13 protein-coding genes and 1 tRNA gene are annotated in these 15,076 nt (G+C 71.4%); 5 read left to right on the plus strand and 9 right to left on the minus strand.

All coding sequences use genetic code 11. The annotated features are described in order from the left end of the window. Positions 1–6: 6 nt before the first annotated feature. Both GPA04_RS04195 and kdgD read right to left on the minus strand, forming a co-directional pair. Positions 7–1,179 carry an L-talarate/galactarate dehydratase gene (locus GPA04_RS04195; RefSeq protein ID WP_156222699.1) on the minus strand — a complete coding sequence of 391 codons (1,173 nt, stop codon included), beginning with the start codon at positions 1,177–1,179 and terminating at the stop codon, positions 7–9. Further along, positions 1,176–2,087, minus strand: a complete 912-nt coding sequence (gene kdgD / locus GPA04_RS04200; protein ID WP_156222701.1) for a 5-dehydro-4-deoxyglucarate dehydratase — start codon at positions 2,085–2,087, stop codon at positions 1,176–1,178. Before kdgD ends, GPA04_RS04195 begins: the two co-directional genes overlap by 4 nt. 102 nt (positions 2,088–2,189) lie before the next feature. On the opposite strand from kdgD, the gene GPA04_RS04205 reads away from it, so the two are divergent. The 3 genes from GPA04_RS04205 (at position 2,190) to GPA04_RS04215 (ending at position 3,739) form a co-directional block, all read left to right on the plus strand. Beyond that, complete coding sequence (locus tag GPA04_RS04205) at positions 2,190–3,089, plus strand: LysR substrate-binding domain-containing protein (RefSeq protein WP_156222703.1); 900 nt, start codon at positions 2,190–2,192, stop codon at positions 3,087–3,089. 12 nt (positions 3,090–3,101) lie between these two features. Further along, a complete protein-coding gene (locus GPA04_RS04210) occupies positions 3,102–3,590 on the plus strand; it encodes a hypothetical protein (RefSeq protein ID WP_156222705.1) in 489 nt (162 codons plus the stop codon). Positions 3,591–3,666: 76 nt separating this feature from the next. Beyond that, positions 3,667–3,739, plus strand: a tRNA-Asn gene (locus GPA04_RS04215). 124 nt (positions 3,740–3,863) lie between these two features. Here the strand turns inward: GPA04_RS04215 and GPA04_RS04220 are convergent. After that, positions 3,864–4,271, minus strand: coding sequence for a four-helix bundle copper-binding protein (locus GPA04_RS04220; protein WP_156222707.1), 408 nt, complete (start codon positions 4,269–4,271; stop codon positions 3,864–3,866). 232 nt (positions 4,272–4,503) lie between these two features. Continuing rightward, positions 4,504–5,823 (minus strand): HNH endonuclease, encoded by a 1,320-nt coding sequence (locus GPA04_RS04225; RefSeq protein ID WP_156222709.1) that lies wholly within the window; start codon positions 5,821–5,823, stop codon positions 4,504–4,506. Between the two features lie 363 nt (positions 5,824–6,186). Between GPA04_RS04225 and GPA04_RS04230 the strand changes: the two genes are divergently transcribed. Next, positions 6,187–6,966: a hypothetical protein gene (locus GPA04_RS04230; RefSeq protein WP_156222711.1), complete on the plus strand. Its 780-nt coding sequence runs from the start codon at positions 6,187–6,189 to the stop codon at positions 6,964–6,966. A gap of 40 nt (positions 6,967–7,006) precedes the next feature. On the opposite strand, the gene dnaG is transcribed toward GPA04_RS04230, so the two are convergent. Genes dnaG through GPA04_RS04250 form a run of 4 tightly spaced genes read right to left on the minus strand, consistent with a single transcriptional unit; the run spans position 7,007 to position 12,260 of the window. After that, on the minus strand, positions 7,007–8,968 hold the full coding sequence (gene dnaG / locus GPA04_RS04235) for a DNA primase (RefSeq protein ID WP_156222713.1): 1,962 nt from the start codon (positions 8,966–8,968) through the stop codon (positions 7,007–7,009). 9 nt (positions 8,969–8,977) lie between these two features. After that, positions 8,978–10,393 (minus strand): MFS transporter, encoded by a 1,416-nt coding sequence (locus GPA04_RS04240; RefSeq protein WP_156222715.1) that lies wholly within the window; start codon positions 10,391–10,393, stop codon positions 8,978–8,980. Next, complete coding sequence (locus GPA04_RS04245) at positions 10,390–10,974, minus strand: winged helix-turn-helix domain-containing protein (RefSeq protein WP_156222717.1); 585 nt, start codon at positions 10,972–10,974, stop codon at positions 10,390–10,392. Before GPA04_RS04245 ends, GPA04_RS04240 begins: the two co-directional genes overlap by 4 nt. Positions 10,975–11,006: 32 nt before the next feature. Then, entirely contained in the window at positions 11,007–12,260 is a 1,254-nt protein-coding gene (locus tag GPA04_RS04250; protein WP_156223086.1) for a deoxyguanosinetriphosphate triphosphohydrolase, read from the minus strand. A 103-nt stretch (positions 12,261–12,363) separates the two neighbouring features. On the opposite strand from GPA04_RS04250, the gene GPA04_RS04255 reads away from it, so the two are divergent. After that, complete coding sequence (locus GPA04_RS04255) at positions 12,364–14,172, plus strand: glycoside hydrolase family 13 protein (protein WP_156222719.1); 1,809 nt, start codon at positions 12,364–12,366, stop codon at positions 14,170–14,172. A gap of 15 nt (positions 14,173–14,187) precedes the next feature. Here the strand turns inward: GPA04_RS04255 and GPA04_RS04260 are convergent, their stop codons facing one another. Next, entirely contained in the window at positions 14,188–15,075 is an 888-nt protein-coding gene (locus tag GPA04_RS04260; RefSeq protein WP_156222722.1) for a sugar ABC transporter permease, read from the minus strand. Position 15,076: the final 1 nt, after the last annotated feature.

Raw genomic sequence — 15,076 nt, forward strand, 5'->3', positions numbered from 1 at the left:
CCGCCGTCAGGGGCGCGTCCCGACCTCCGCGGTGGCGACCGTCCAGGCGTGCGCCTGCTCGCTCAGCGTGATGCCCAGGCCGGGGCGGTCGGAGATCCACATCCGGCCACCACGGATCTCGAGATGTTCCTGGAACAGCGGGTCGAGCCAGTCGAAGTGCTCGACCCACGGCTCCAGCGGGTAGGCCGCGGCGAGGTGGCAGTGGATCTCCATCGCGAAGTGCGGAGCGAGATCGAGGTGCCTGGTCTCGGCGTAGGCGGCGAGCTTGAGGAACTGAGTGATGCCTCCGACGCGCGGGGCGTCGGGCTGCACGATGTCGACGGCGCCGGCGTCGATCATGCGGACGTGCTCGGCCACGCTGGAGAGCATCTCGCCGGTGGCGATCGGGGTGTCGAGCGCGCGGGCGAGCGCGGCGTGACCCTCGGCGTCGTAGGCGTCGAGCGGTTCCTCGATCCAGACCAGACCGAGCTCCTCGAAGATGCGACCCATCCGGATCGCGGTCGAGCGGTCCCACTGCTGGTTGGCGTCGATCATGAGCGGCACGTCGGGGTCGAGGTGCTCGCGGACGGCGCTGACGCGGGCGACGTCGGCGCGCCAGTCCGGCTGGCCGACCTTCAGCTTGATGCCTCCGATACCCCGTTCGAGCGCGGCCGCCGCGTTGTCCTTGACCTCACCGATCGGCGTGTGGAGGAAGCCACCCGAGGTGTTGTAGGTCCGGACGGAGTCGCGGTGGCTGCCGAGCAGCTTGGCCAGCGGGAGGCTCGCGCGCTTGGCCTTGAGGTCCCAGAGCGCGATGTCGAAGGCCGCGATCGCCTGGGTGGCCAGACCGCTGCGGCCCACGGACGCCCCCGCCCAGCAGAGCTTGGTCCAGAGCTTGCCGATGTCGCTCGGGTCCTCGCCGAGCAGCACGTCGGCGACCTCCCGGGCGTGCGCGAACTGACCCGGACCGCCGGCGCGCTTGGAGTAGGTGAACCCCAGACCGCTGTGACCGCCGTCGGTGGTGACCTCGGCGAACAGCAGCGCGACCTCGGTCATGGGGCGCTGGCGCCCGGTCAGGACCTTGGCGTCGCTGATCGCGGTGGCCAGCGGCAGCGTGATCGAGCGCAGCTGCACGTGGGCGATGCGGTCGAGGGTGGCGGCGCCGGGCTGGGCTGCCAGGTGAGCGCGGCTGTCGGTCATCGAACCTTCTCCAGCAGGATGGTGAGCTCGTCGATCTCGGTGTCGGTGAGCTCGGTGAGCGGGGGACGGACCGGACCGGGATCGCGCCCGACCACGCGCATGCCGGCCTTGATGATGCTGACGGCGTAGCCGGCTCCCCGGTTGCGGAGGTCGCAGTACGGGATCACGAAGTCGTTCAGCTGGGTCAGGACGTGCGTGGTGTCGCCGCCGCGGACCGCGCGGTAGAAGTCGATGGCCCAGTCCGGGAGCACGTTGTACAGGGCCGAGGAGTACGTCGTCAGTCCCAAGGAGAGATACGGGAGGGCGTACATCTCCGCCGTCGGCAGTCCCCCGACGTACAGCAGCCGGTCGCCCAGGCGCGCGTGGATCCGCGTCATCTGGTCGATGTCGCCCACGCCGTCCTTGAAGCCGACGAGGTTGGGGCAGTCGGCCGCGAGGCGCTCGACGGTGTCGGCGTGGTAGCGGGCGTTGGCGCGGTTGTAGAGGATCACGGCGAGGTCGGTGGCGTGACAGACCGCCCGTGCGTGGGCCTCCAGCCCCTGCTGGCCGGCCTCGGTGAGATAGGGCGGGAGGAGCAGGATGCCGTCGGCACCTGCGCGCCCGGCGGCCTGAGCGAGCTCGACGGCGATCGCCGTGCCGTACCCGGAGGGCGCGATCACCGGCAGCTCGGGCGGCGTGGCCTCTCGGGCGGCGGCGACGACGCGCTCCACCTCTTCCAGCCGCAGCGAGAAGAACTCACCGGTGCCGCCTGCGGCGAAGAGCCCGGTGGCGCCCGCCGAGGCGAGCCAGGCGACGTGCTCGCGGTAGGCCGGCTCGGCCAGCTCCCCCTCGGGGTCGAAGTGCGTGACGGGGAACGAGAGCAGGCCGGCCCCGAGCCGGGTGGCGACCTCCTCGGGCGAGCTGGACATCTGATCGGTCCCTTCGGGCGACGGCGGCGTTCGAGAGCCTAGGCGGAGGGCCTGATTCGCGTCCAAGACCGAACGGCGATGGATTGATACCCTGCGAGCATCATGTTCACCCTCGATCAGCTGCGTGGGTTCGTCGCGGTGGCGGAGGAGCTGCACTTCGGGCGGGCGGCGCAGCGGTTGCTGATGACGCAGCCGCCGTTGAGCCGTCAGATCCAGAAGCTGGAGCGCGCGGTCGGGGCGCGGCTGCTGGACCGCGACCAGCGTTCGGTGTCGCTGACGGCGGCGGGCCAGGCGTTCCTGGAGGACGCCCGGAGGATGCTCGCCACAGCCGACGCGGCGTTGGCCCGCGCCCGCCGGGTGGAGGCGGGCGCCACCGGGACCGTGCGGCTGGCCTTCACCGCGGGCTCTGCACTCGGCGTGCTGCCCACCATCCTCGACGTGGCGACCAGATCGCTGCCGGACGTGCATCTCGAGCTGGTCGAGATGGTCAGCATCGACCAGGTGAGGCACGTGGCAGAGGGGAGCATCGACGTCGGGCTGGCCCGCCCGCCGTTCCCGGCCGAGCTGCTCGGGTCGGTGCTGGTCCAACGCGAGCGCCTGCTGCTCGCGGTGCCGGCGGTGCATCGGTGGGCCCGCGGGGAGGGGCCGATCGCGCTGACCGAGGCCGTGGGTGAGCCGCTGATCATGTACTCCCCCGCCGAGGCCCGCTATTTCCACGACCTGCTGGTGCGACTGATGCCTGCTCCCGGCCCGCGGGTGGTGCACATGGTGACGCAGGTACTCACCATGCTCTCCCTGGTGGCGGCTGGGCGGGGCGTGGCGCTGGTGCCGGAGTCCTCGAGGCGGATGCGGCTGGAGGGCGTCGCCTACCGCGAGCTCGCCGGGGTGCCGCAGGAGCCGGTGGAGCTGCACCTGATGTGGGCCAAGGAGAGCAGGAACCCGGCGATGCACGCGCTGGTGGAACAGGCGCGGCAGACGTTCGAGCCGGGCATCCCGCTGTGATGGACTGAGCACATGTTCAAGCGCGCGCAGCGACCACCCGCGTTCGTGAGGGCCGCGGTCGCGGAGCGGCCGCTCGCCTGGGCGGCGCTCGACGGCGACCGGTGGCTCGTGCTCGCTCGGTCCGAGCTCGCTCTGCTCACCGGGGAGGCGCTCACGTGGCGGCGGCCGTGGCACGAGGTCGAGCGTGGCGAGTGGGACGGCGAGCGTCACGCGCTCACGGTGCACTGGGTGGGCGTCCCTGAGCCCGACGTGCTGGTGACGGTCGAGGAACGACCGCGCGACCTCCCGCTGACCTTCCGTGAGCGGGTGGAGGCGAGCGTGGTGCACAGCGAGTCCGAGCGCGCGGTCGGAGGCGGTCGACTGCGTGCGGTGGTGCGCCGGACTCCCGAGGGCGAGCTGCTCACCCAGGTGCTTGCGGTCGGGCGGGTTCAGCCCGGCCCGGCTCTCGATGCACAGATCGACGCCCTCGAGGCCAAGGTGCGCGACGCCGTCGGGCTCTGATCCACGGGTGTGACGAGGGCCGCACATCCAGGTGCGGGAGCACCCTCGCCGGGCCGGTATGATCGTCAGGCCGCATTCCCCTGTAGCTCAATTGGCAGAGCAGCCGACTGTTAATCGGCAGGTTGTTGGTTCGAGTCCAACCGGGGGAGCTCGGACACCACGGCCCCGTCATCGGCGGGGCCGTTCGTCGTCTCCGGGCGCTTGTCGTGGTCTTGGGGACCGCCGGCCGACGGCGTCGTGGAGAGCTGGAGCCGTGCGACCGTCGCGCGGGTGTCAGGTGAAAGCGGTGAGCAGCTGGCGGCATGCCGCTTCGCACGCGCGGCAAGCCTCGGCGCAGATGCGGCAGTGCTCGTGCATGCCGGCGTGCTGCTCGCACTCGTCTCCGCACGCCTGGCAGGCGATGATGCAGGCCTCGAGTGCAGCCTTGACGGTGGCGAGGTTCTGTCCTGTGCGGCGACTGAGCAGCTTGCCCGTGGTGGCACAGAGGTCAGCGCAGTCGAGGTTGAGACGGATGCAGCTGCGGAGGTCCGCGACCATGTCTTCAGCCAGGCAGGCGTCGGCACAGGCGGTGCAGGTCTGGGCACATTCGAGACACGCAGCGATGCAGTCGGCGAGCGTCTGCACATCCAGGCCCGCGGTGTCGTGGGGATGGGTCTCGATCATGGACGTGATGTGAGTCATCGGTGCGCTCCTTCTTCTCCGAGTCGATGCCAGGATGATCAGCCGATGTCGACGCTAGTCCGAGTTCCGGCTCCGGGACCGGTGTTCGAGCAACCCACATGAGGCAGGACACTCGCGCTGTCATAGCCGTAGTCGGGACTCGTGGTCGCCGCGCGCAGTCTCGGACGCCATTGCGGCGCCAGTCTCAAGCCGGTGCCATGAAGGCGCTCGTCGTCAGCAGGCCGAGCGACTGTCAAGCGGCGTATCGGAGCAGCTCGTCGACGATCCGCTCCCCGGGTGAGTAGTCCACGGGCACACGCTCCTGCTCGAGGAGCTCCAGATGTCCGGGTGGCGAGCCGGGCAGGGGCGGAGCACGATCGACGTAGCGGTGGCCGCTCGGCGTTCGGGTCTCCACGCTGTGCCGTTGCGGCTCGGCGCGCCATCCCAGCGCTTGCTTGGCGTAGTTGTGGGCCTCGCAGTACGACTGCAGGTTGTTCGCCTCCGTGGCTCCGCCCTCGGCGACCGGAACCACGTGGTCGACATGGCGCACCGGTGCGTCGCACCACGGGACGCGGCAGCGCCCGCCGTCCCGGATCCGCACCAGGTCGCCGAGACCCTGGGGAACCCTGCGACGGCGCGAGTCCATGGCAACCAGCGCCCCTGTTCGCGGTGCCATGTACAGGCGCCGCACCCAGGCGCCGGCGCCCGCAGCCTTCTCGACCATGTTTCGCGCTGTTGCCGCGGGGACCGGCCCAAAGCCCGGGAGCATGGCGGCTTCCGTGTCGGCGCTGGTGAACAACGCGGTGTCGGTCATCACCAGGTTCACCAGCACCGGCGGGTGCTGACCCTCGGGCTGCCCGGTCACGGCCGCGACCAGCGCGTCGGCCATCACCTGCCCGCGGGTGCGCGTGTCCTCCGCGTCACCCTCCTGCTCGCGGGTCCGTGCGGCGTCGGCACGCTGGACCAGCGCGGCGTAGGCGGCCACACCCTGGGCGACAGGGAGCAGCGCGGTCAGGTACGTCATCGTCTCCGGGGCCGGTCGCAGGCTGACCCGGCGCTCGGCCTCGGCCCTGGCGTTGCGCGCGACCACCGCCTCGGCGTTCTCCCGGGCGCACCACGCCCGGGCGACGTCACCGATCTGGCGGTCGCCCAGCCCAGCGAGCACGTGCGGATCAGCGCAGAGCTCCTCGTCGAACCGCTCGCGGTCCTCCCGGGGCAGGCACGCGGACTCCTTGACGAGCAGCGTCGCTCGCCAGGGCGACAACCTGCCGTTCGCGAGCGCCGCCATCGTGTGGGGCATCTCCAGGCACAAGGCCTTGCCGAATCCCAGCAGCCTGGAACCGCGCGAGAGGGATGTCCGGGCGGCCAGACCGATCTCGGCCGCCACCCCACGGCCGCGGCGAGCAGCGGGCACGCCACGCTCGGCCTCCTGCGCCCGGCGCTCGCGGTCGAGCTCGACGGCGGCCCTGGCCTGCAGCGCGGCCGCCGCAGCAACAAGGTCCTCCAGACCGGAGATGAGATCGACCAGCTCGCTGTCGGTGTCCGCCGAGTCGTCAGCGACCAGGCCGGCCATCGCCGCCGGATCCAAGGCAGCGGCCCCCAGGTCGCGAGCGTGAGTCCGAACCGCCTTCAGCAACCCTGCGATGGGGCTCGGGGAAGGCGCGACCTCGACACTTCTCTGTGTTGTCATATCGCCACCTCCATTAGTACGCATGTTCGATTCTAACTAGCCGTGTAGTACTTGTCAAGCCCTGACCGGATCGAGGTCTGCGGAGCCGTCCCTCTACGTGGATGAGCCATGACCTCACGCTAGAGCGAAGGTCTGACAACGCACCGTCGCGCTCGCGACTGGTCGCTTCCTGCGGGAGGACAACACCGCCGGCGGGTCGGCCTCGACCCGCGACGGACTCGTGGTCCCGGTGAGAACATCTCCCGCATGGCCGCACATCCCGACCAGCTGCCCCCACCGCCGGACAGGGCGCCGGACCTGGACGAGGACTTCGCCGGCGGACTGTCCTGCGACCGATGGATCCCGCACTACCTGCCGCACTGGACGACGCCGGACCGGTCGAAGGCCCGATATCGCCTCGTCCCCGCGGGGCTCGAGCTGCTGATCGAGGCGGACCAGCTCGACTGGCGTCCCGAGGACGCACCGCTGCGCGTCTCCAACCTGCAGACCGGCGGGTACTCGGGCGCGATGGGGTCTCAACGAGGCACTCACCGCCATCGCGACGACGGGCTCGTCGTGCGCACCGAGGTACCCGAGCAACTCCTCTTCGCACCCCGCCGCGGGCGCGTGGATCTGACCGTCACCGCGAGCCGGGACGAGGGGTGCATGCTCGCCGCCTGGCTCGTCGGCACCGAGCATCTGTCGCCGGACGACTCCGGAGAGATCTGCGTCTTCGAGATCGACGCAGCGTCGATCGGTGCGACCACCACGGTCCGCAGCGGGATCAAGGCCCATCACGATCCCCGCATGACCACCGACATGGCCGAGGTCACCGTCCCGTTCGACGCCGGCCGGGCCAGCACCTGGACCGCGATCTGGGACGACGGCGAGACCGTCATCGGCTGCGAAGGTCTCGTGGTGCGGCGCGTGCCCCAGGCACCGACCTACCCGCTGTTCCTCATGATCGACCTCTTCGAGATCGGGCCGGCCTCGGGCACCTATCCCAAGACCGCGACCCTCCAACGCGTCCGGGGCTGGAGCGGCTAGCCCGAAGCGTGCAGGCACAAGCCCACCCCGCCCGCCCGACCTACTCCCCCTGCAACGCCCGCCGCCGCTGCTCGAGCTCGATCAGCTCGGTGAAGGTCGCCTGGTAGACCGGGTCCTCGGGCTCGGTGCGCTGCAACCTCGCCTTGACCTCGCCGATCTGACGGTTCAGCCCGAGCCGGATCAAGGCCACCAGAACCCCGCGCGCCCAGGGACCCACCGCCTCCGGGCGGTCCTCGGGCAACGGCGCCACCGCCAGCTCGGTCACCATCGCCTCGACCGGCCCCGCGGACTCGCGCACCGACTCCGCCCACAGCGCCGCCGCCTGGGACGCGGCACCAGCACCCGCTCCGCGGGCGGTCATCTCCTCGACCAGCGTCCCGTAGGCGCCCACTCCCCCGGCGGCACGGATCGCGTCGTGCACGGCGCGGTGCGCGGGCACCGCGAACGTGTCCGCGCCCAGCTCGTCGAAACCTGCGGTCAGCGCGTGCTGCGGCAGCTGCAGCACCGCCACCAGCACCTCGCGCTCCAGCCGCACCACCGGATCGTCCGAGGGCGGCCGCCGCACCGGCGCAGGCTGCCCGCGCCCCTCGTCGGGGCCACCGCGCCGCTCCGACCCGCGCTGCTCGCCGCCGCCATCGCTGCGGCCCGCCCGCTGCACCGCCTGCCGCACCGGCACCTCGTCCATGCCGAGCCACCCCGCCAGCTCCCGCGCGTACTCGCTCCGCAAGGCGTGGTCACGGATCCGCGCCACCACGGGCGCGGCCGCACGCAACCCGCTCACCCGGCCCTCCGCCGTCGCGAGGTCGACCTGCCGGAGCACCGAGCGGATCGCGAACTCGAACAACGGCTCGCGCGTGCTGACCAGCTCCCGCACCGCGGCATCACCCTTCTGCTGCCGCAGGTCGCACGGGTCCAGGCCGTGGGGCTCCACCGCCACGAACGTCTGCGACGCGAACCGCTGGTCCTCGCCGAACGCCCGCAGCGCTGCCTTCTGCCCGGCCTCGTCGCCGTCGAAGGTGAACACCACCTCGCTGCCCATGGCCGCCCCCGAGGACAGCATCACGCCCGCCCCGCCGCCGACGCCATCCCCCAGCAGCCGCCGCACCACCCGCACGTGCTCGGACCCGAACGCGGTGCCGCACGTCGCGATCGCGGTCGGCACGCCCGCCAGGTGCATCGCCATCACGTCGGTGTACCCCTCGACGACGACCACCTGCTTGCGCTTGGCGATCTCACGCTTCGCCAGGTCGATCCCGTAGAGGACCTGCGCCTTCTTGTAGAGCGGGGTCTCGGGGGTGTTGAGGTACTTCGGCCCCTGGTCCTCCTCGTACAGCCGCCGCGCGCCGAAACCCACGACATCGCCCGTGGTGTCGCGGATCGGCCAGACCAGCCGGCCCCGAAACCGGTCGTAGACGCCCCGGTTGCCCTGCGAGGCGAGGCCCGACGTCGTCAGCTCAGCCTCCGTGAAGCCGCGTCCGCGCAGGTGATGGCTGAGCGACTCCCAGCCCTTGGGCGCGTATCCCACCCCGAACTGCGCGCTCGCCGCCCGGTCGAAGCCCCTCTCGGACAGGAACGCGCGCGCCGTGGCCGCCTCCGGCGACTCGAGCTGCTCGGTGTAGAACTCCGCCGCCACCCGGTGCGCCTCGAGCAGCCGCTGCCGCCGCCCGGGCTCCATACCGGGGCGGGCGCCTCCGCCCTCCTCGTACCGGAGCTGCACACCCGCACGGCCCGCCAGGTGCTCGACCGCCTCGGTGAAGGAGAGGCTGTCGATCTTCTGCACGAACGAGATGACGTCGCCGCCCTCGCCGCAACCGAAGCAGTGCCACAGTCCCAGCTGCGGCCGCACGTGGAAGCTGGGCGTGCGCTCGTCGTGGAACGGGCACAGCCCCTTCATCGACCCCACGCCCGCCTGCTTCAGCGTGACGTGCGCGCCGACAATCTCCTCGATCCGCGCCCGCTCCCGAACCGCAGCGATGTCCTCGCTGCGAATCCGGCCTGGCATGCTCGGAGTCTATGCGTCGCCGACGGCGGAGCTCGTCTCCTCCACAGGGCTCGCCTCTCCCGTGGTCGGCCCGGCCTCGTCCCGCGCCGCCTCGGCCTCCGCGGCGGCCTCGGCCGCCCGGATCTGCGCGGTGTTGACGCGCCTGGCTGCGTAGCCGAGCAGCGCCAGCGTCAGCACCCCGGAGATCAGGTACACCGAGCGCAGCGCCCACTCGCGCGAGAGCAGCTCCTGCCCCCACGCCACGAGCGCGCCGCCGAGCAACGCCCCGAGCGAGATCGTCCCCCAGCCGAAGAACCGGTACACCGAGTTCACGCGCCCGAGCAGCCGGTCCGGGATCAGCCGCTGCCGCAGCGACACCGTGATCACGTTCCACACCACCACGAACACCCCGGCCGCGACCCCGCACGCCCAGAACGCGATCGCCCACGGCAGCAGACCCATCAGGAGCGTCGCGGTCCCCATCCCCAGGATCGAGACGAGCAGCGCCGTCCCGGGCGAGAGCCTCGCGGTGACACGCTCAGCGGTGAGCGAGCCGATCACCGCCCCGGCGGCGAAGCCGGTGGTCACCAGGCCGAACTGCCAGCCCTCGTAGAGCCCGAGCACGTCCTGCACATACAGCACGCTCGTGATGAACGCGACGTTGCTCAGCAGGTTGAGCAGCCCGAGCAGGATCGCGAGGCTCCGGATGAGGCGGTGGCTCCACAACCAGGTGAAGCCCTCCTTGATCTCCCCCTTCCAGTCGATCTTGCCGCGCACCGCCGCAGCGGCCCCACCCGGCGCGAACGACCCGGCCAGCGCGAACACCAGCGCCGCGCTGACCGCCAGCAGGCCGGCGTTGATCAGGAACGGCACGGCGAGCGCCACCGCGATCAGCACCCCGCCCAGCGGCGGCCCCACGAAGTTGTTCATCGTGGTCTCGGCCGCCCACATCCGACCGTTCGCCTTCTCGAGCTGGTCCTTGCGCACCACCGCGGGCATCAGGGTCTGCGCGGTGTTGTCCCGGAGCACCTCGGCGCAGCCGAGCAGCAGGGACGCCACCACCAGCGCGGTCACCAGCACCGGCGCGCTCGCCGGTTCCGGAGCGCCCGCCGCCAGCTCCTGCGGCGTGGGCAGACCCGACTGGTATCGCAGCACCAGCAACCCCAGCCCGGCAATCACCACCACCCGGCACACGTCCATCCACGCCACCAGCCGGCGGCGGTCGAACCGGTCGCTGATGACCCCGGCCGGCAGGCTGAACACCAGCCACGGGATCTTGCTCGCCACCCCCACCACCGCGATCGCGACGGGATCGCGCGTCACCGCGGAGGCCAGCCACACCAGCGCCACCGCCATCAGGCCGTCACCGAGGTTGGCCGAGACCGCGGAGCCGAACAGCTTGCGGTAGTTCGCGCCGAGCGGGCGCCGTTCGACGGCGGCGGTCATGGCCGGTCCTCGGGCAGCGGCGCACGGGTGGTGGCGTAGAGGCCGAAGACGAGCCCGTAGGTCGTCTCGCCACCGCGCGGCTCGTCGGCGAACTCCATCAGCAGGTCGTCCAGGCGGTGCTTCCACTCCAGCGCCCGCTCGTCCGGGATCCGGACGTAGCGGATGTTGGCGTTCAGGTGAGCGCCCTCGCTCGGGCTCTGCGCGATCTCGGCGGCCGCCTGCGCCATCACACGCGCCTCGTACCCGACCGCCTCGTGCTCGCGCTGGTACAGGAACACCCGCGCCGTGCGCCCGTAGTACTTCGCCTCCAGGGCGCGCACCTTCTTCGTCCGCACCACGCGGACCAGACCGGCCTCCTCGAGCACCTTGAGGTGGTGGCCCACCGTGCCCTTCGGCTTGCCGAGCGCGGCGGCGAGCTCGGACGTCGTCGCCGCCCGCTCCAGCAGCAGCGACACGATCAGGCTCCTGGTCTCCTCGAACAGTGCCCGGTACTGCGCGGGGTCGGCGAGGTCCAGGGTCTCGTCGAGCTCGTAGTCGGGGCCCGACGGCGCACCGCCGCCCTGGTCGTCATGGTCTGCCATTCCCGTATGGTCGGCTAATCCCGACCATTGTGTCAAGAGCTGCAGAGCCGGGCGTGCCAGGCGTAGGCCGACAGGTCGGTGAGCGAGGCGACCTGGTCGATGACCACCCGTTGGCGAGCGGCGTCGTCGGCCGCCTCGCGCCAGTCCGCGAGGAAGGGTGGCTCGAGGGCCAGCTCCGCGCGCTCCCCGATCGCCTCCACGAGCTCGGCGAGCACCACCCGTTGCCGCAGGTAGACCGGCTCGTCCTCGCGCGGCGCCATCACGTAGGCCGCCGCGATGCCCTTGAGCACCGCGATCTCGGCGAGGATCCGATCCGGCACCACGACGGACGCGTCGAAGCGCACCAGCCGTCCCTGCCCGTACCGGGCGCGGGTGGCGTCGCCGGCCGCGTCGCAGAACCGGCCGATCAGCTGGCTCGTCATGTCCTTGAGCCGCGCGAGAGAGGCACGGCTGCCGTCGTAGGAGTCGACCCAGTACGGCAGCACGAGCAGCTGGTCGAGCGCGTCGCCGAGCATGTCGTCGCTGACGTCGGGGTCGTACCAGTCGCGCACCTGCGCGATCACCTTCTCGTGCGCGGCGTCGCTGCCGAGCATGACAGGGTCGACCTTGCCGAGCACGATCGCGTCCTCGACGTCGTGCACCGAGTACGAGACGTCGTCGGCCAGGTCCATGACCTGGGCCTCCAAGCACCGCACACCCGCCGGAGCGCCGTCACGCAGCCACCGGAACGCCGCGACGTCCTCGCGGTACACGCCGAACTTCGCGGTGACGATCCCGTGGGAGCCGACCGGGCCGTCGCCGCTGAACCACGGGTACTTGGTCGTCGCGTCGAGCGAGGCGCGGGTCAGGTTGAGACCACATGGCACGCCGTCGGGCGTGAACGTCTTCGGCTCCAGCCTGGTGAGGATCCGCAGCGTCTGGGCGTTCCCCTCGAAGCCCCCGATGCTCATCGCCGCCAGGTCGAGCGCGTTCTCCCCGTTGTGCCCGAACGGCGGGTGCCCGAGGTCGTGGGCCAGGCACGCGGTGTCGACGACGTCGGGGTCGCACCCCAGCGACTTGCCGAGCTCGCGCCCCACCTGGGCGACCTCGAGCGAGTGCGTCAGCCGGGTGCGCACGAAGTCGTCGCTGCCCGGACCGAGCACCTGGGTCTTCGCCCCCAGCTTCCGCAGCGCCGAGGAGTGCACCACCCGGGCCCGGTCACGCTCGAACGGCGTGCGTCCCGCGCGCTTGGGAGGCTCCTGGAACCAGCGTTCCGCGTCGGCGTCGTTGTAGCCGGGATCCGGCATCTCGACGCTCCGCTCGTGGCTGGCTGACACGCTCGCGAGCCTAGGCCATCCGCGAAACGGCCCTCGCTTTGCTTCCCCTCCACCAGGTGTGAACAATGACCCGGTGACGACGACCCACACCCTCGACGCCGGCGCCGCAGTGACCACGACCACGCTCGTGCACCCGGCGACCGCCGGCCGCGAGTGGTGGCGCAGCGCCGTGATCTACCAGGTCTACCCGCGCAGCTTCGCGGACGCCGACGGCGACGGTCTCGGCGACCTCGCCGGCGTCACCTCGCGGTTGGGTCACCTCACCCGGCTAGGTGTCGACGCCGTGTGGCTCTCGCCGTTCTACACCTCGCCGCAGCACGACGCCGGCTACGACGTGGCCGACTACCGCCAGGTGGACCCGCGGTTCGGCACGCTGACGGACGCCGACGCGCTGCTCGAGAAGGCTCACCGGCTCGGGCTCAAGGTCATCGTCGACCTCGTGCCCAACCACACGAGCAACGAGCACGCGTGGTTCCAGGCCGCTCTTGCCGCAGCGCCGGGGTCGCCCGAACGAGAGCGGTACGTCTTCCGTGAGGGCCGCGGCGAGCACGGTGAGCTCGCGCCCACGAACTGGATCAGCGTGTTCGGCGGACCCGCGTGGAGCCGGGTGACCGAGGCCGACGGCTCCCCCGGTCAGTGGTACCTCCACCTCTTCGACGTCACCCAGCCCGACCTCAACTGGGAGAACGAGGAGGTCCGGCTGGAGCTGGAGTCGATCCTGCGGTTCTGGCTGGACCGAGGCGTCGACGGGTTCCGCGTCGACGTCGCGCACGGGCTCGTCAAGGACCAGTCCTTCCCCGACTGGGGGCACCGCACCGACATGGTGAGCGGGCACGACGACGAGGGCGGCGAGGACGAGCTGGGCGACGTCCGCACCGGCGGCCATGCCGATCCTGGTCCTTCGCCCTACTGGGACCAGCCCGGGGTCCACGAGATCTACCGCCGCTGGCGCCGCGTGCTGGAGTCCTACGACGGCGATCGGTGCCTGGTGGCCGAGGCGTGGGCCGACGGTCCGGAGAAGATCGCGGCGTACACGCGCCCGGACGAGATGCACCAGGCCTTCAACTTCGACTTCCTGTCGACGCCGTGGGATGCGGAGCTGCTGCGCGAGTCGATCACCGGCGGCCTCGGTGCCGCCGACGCGGTCGGCGCACCCTGCACCTGGGTGCTCTCCAACCACGACGTGGTGCGGGCCGCGTCCCGCCTGGGCCTGGCCAAGACCGGCAAGGGCCCGAACGGCATCGGCGCGGACGACCCGCAGCCCGACGCCGAGCAAGGGCTTCGACGGGCGCGTGCTGCGGCGCTCCTCATGCTCGCGCTGCCCGGCAGCGCCTACCTGTACCAGGGCGAGGAGCTCGGGCTGCCCGAGCACACCACGCTGCCCGACGAGCTCCGCGAGGACCCGGCCTACGTCCGCACCGGACGCGCCGAGAAGGGCCGCGACGGCTGCCGCGTGCCGCTTCCCTGGGAGGCGGACGCGCCCGGTTTCGGGTTCTCGCCCAACGGCGCGACCTGGCTCCCGCAGCCGGCCGACTGGGCGAGCTACGCCGTCGACACCCAGAAGGGGGTGCCCGGTTCGACGCTCGAGACCTACCGCGCCGCGCTGCGGCTGCGACGGGACTACCGCCTCGGCACCGGCTCGCTCGCCTGGGTCGACGGTCTCGACGACTGCGCCCAGGAGTCGGTGCTCGCCTTCACCAACCGTGAGGTCCTCGTGGTCGCCAACCTCGGCGCCACCCCGGTCGAGCTGAGCCTCGGCGTCGAGCTCGTGCACGCCAGCGGTCCCCTGGGTCAGGGGACGACCGGTGGCCTGCTGGTGCCGACCGACACCACCGTGTGGGTGCGCCCGGTCCAGCCCGAGCGGTCCGAGCCGGCCCGCTGAGCGAGGCGGGCTGGCTCAGCCCTTGACGGCGCCCGCCGTCAGCCCGCCCACGATGTAGCGCTGCAGGAACTGGAACAGCAGCACGATCGGGATCGAGGCCAGCACCGCGCCGGCGGCGAAGATGCCCCAGCGGGCGTCGAACTGTCCCGAGACGAACTGGTACAGCCCCACGGCGACCGTCAGCTGGTCCTGCTGCGTCAGCACCACGCGCGCGATGATGAAGTCGCTGAACGAGCCGACGAAGCTGAGCAGCGCCACGACCGCCAGCACCGGGGCGACCAGGCGCAGGATGATCGTGAAGAAGATCCGGCTGTGCGAGGCGCCGTCGATGCGGGCCGCCTCGTCCAGCTCACGTGGCACCGAGTTGAAGAAGCCGTACATGAGGAACGTGTTGGCTCCCAGCGCGCCGCCGAGATAGACAGCGATCAGCCCCATCCGGCTGTTGAGACCGAGGATCGGGATCGCGTTGCCGAGCGCGAGCAGCAGCAGCAGGATCGCCACGAACGCCAGCAGCTGGGGGAACATCTGCAGCAGCAGCAGCAACGTCAGCGCGTTGCGGCGGCCCTTGAACCGGAAGCGGGAGAAGGCGTACGCGGCCGCGGCGGCCATCAGCACGGTCCCGATCGCCGAGACGCCGCCGATGATCAGCGAGTTGAGCATCCACTGCCAGAACAGGGTCTCGAAGAGCGCCTCGTACTGCGTGGTGGTCACCGAGGTGAACAAGCCCGTGGTGCCGCTCAGCGTGCCGCGCCGCGAGAGCGAGGCCGAGATCACGAACACGATCGGGAAGGCGGCGTACGCGATCGCCACCACCGCCACGAGGTAGCGCCAGGACAGGTCGCGCCACCACCGGTTGCGCCGTGCCGCCTTGCGCAGCCCGGTCGCATCGGTCACAGCAGCCATC

It is taken from the genome of Pseudactinotalea suaedae (genome assembly GCF_009733815.1).
Lineage (GTDB): Bacteria > Actinomycetota > Actinomycetes > Actinomycetales > Beutenbergiaceae > Pseudactinotalea > Pseudactinotalea suaedae.

Excerpts from the sequence above, each read along its gene's own strand:
- GPA04_RS04260 (WP_156222722.1), bottom strand. The coding sequence starts at position 15,075 with ATGGCTGCTGTGACCGATGCGACCGGGCTGCGCAAGGCGGCACGGCGC.
- GPA04_RS04210 (WP_156222705.1), top strand. The coding sequence starts at position 3,102 with ATGTTCAAGCGCGCGCAGCGACCACCCGCGTTCGTGAGGGCCGCGGTC.
- GPA04_RS04205 (WP_156222703.1), top strand. The coding sequence starts at position 2,190 with ATGTTCACCCTCGATCAGCTGCGTGGGTTCGTCGCGGTGGCGGAGGAG.
- GPA04_RS04225 (WP_156222709.1), bottom strand. The coding sequence starts at position 5,823 with ATGGCCGGCCTGGTCGCTGACGACTCGGCGGACACCGACAGCGAGCTG.
- GPA04_RS04250 (WP_156223086.1), bottom strand. The coding sequence starts at position 12,260 with ATGCCGGATCCCGGCTACAACGACGCCGACGCGGAACGCTGGTTCCAG.
- GPA04_RS04230 (WP_156222711.1), top strand. The coding sequence starts at position 6,187 with ATGGCCGCACATCCCGACCAGCTGCCCCCACCGCCGGACAGGGCGCCG.
- GPA04_RS04195 (WP_156222699.1), bottom strand. The coding sequence starts at position 1,179 with ATGACCGACAGCCGCGCTCACCTGGCAGCCCAGCCCGGCGCCGCCACC.
- GPA04_RS04240 (WP_156222715.1), bottom strand. The coding sequence starts at position 10,393 with ATGACCGCCGCCGTCGAACGGCGCCCGCTCGGCGCGAACTACCGCAAG.
- dnaG (WP_156222713.1), bottom strand. The coding sequence starts at position 8,968 with ATGCCAGGCCGGATTCGCAGCGAGGACATCGCTGCGGTTCGGGAGCGG.
- kdgD (WP_156222701.1), bottom strand. The coding sequence starts at position 2,087 with ATGTCCAGCTCGCCCGAGGAGGTCGCCACCCGGCTCGGGGCCGGCCTG.
- GPA04_RS04220 (WP_156222707.1), bottom strand. The coding sequence starts at position 4,271 with ATGACTCACATCACGTCCATGATCGAGACCCATCCCCACGACACCGCG.
- GPA04_RS04245 (WP_156222717.1), bottom strand. The coding sequence starts at position 10,974 with ATGGCAGACCATGACGACCAGGGCGGCGGTGCGCCGTCGGGCCCCGAC.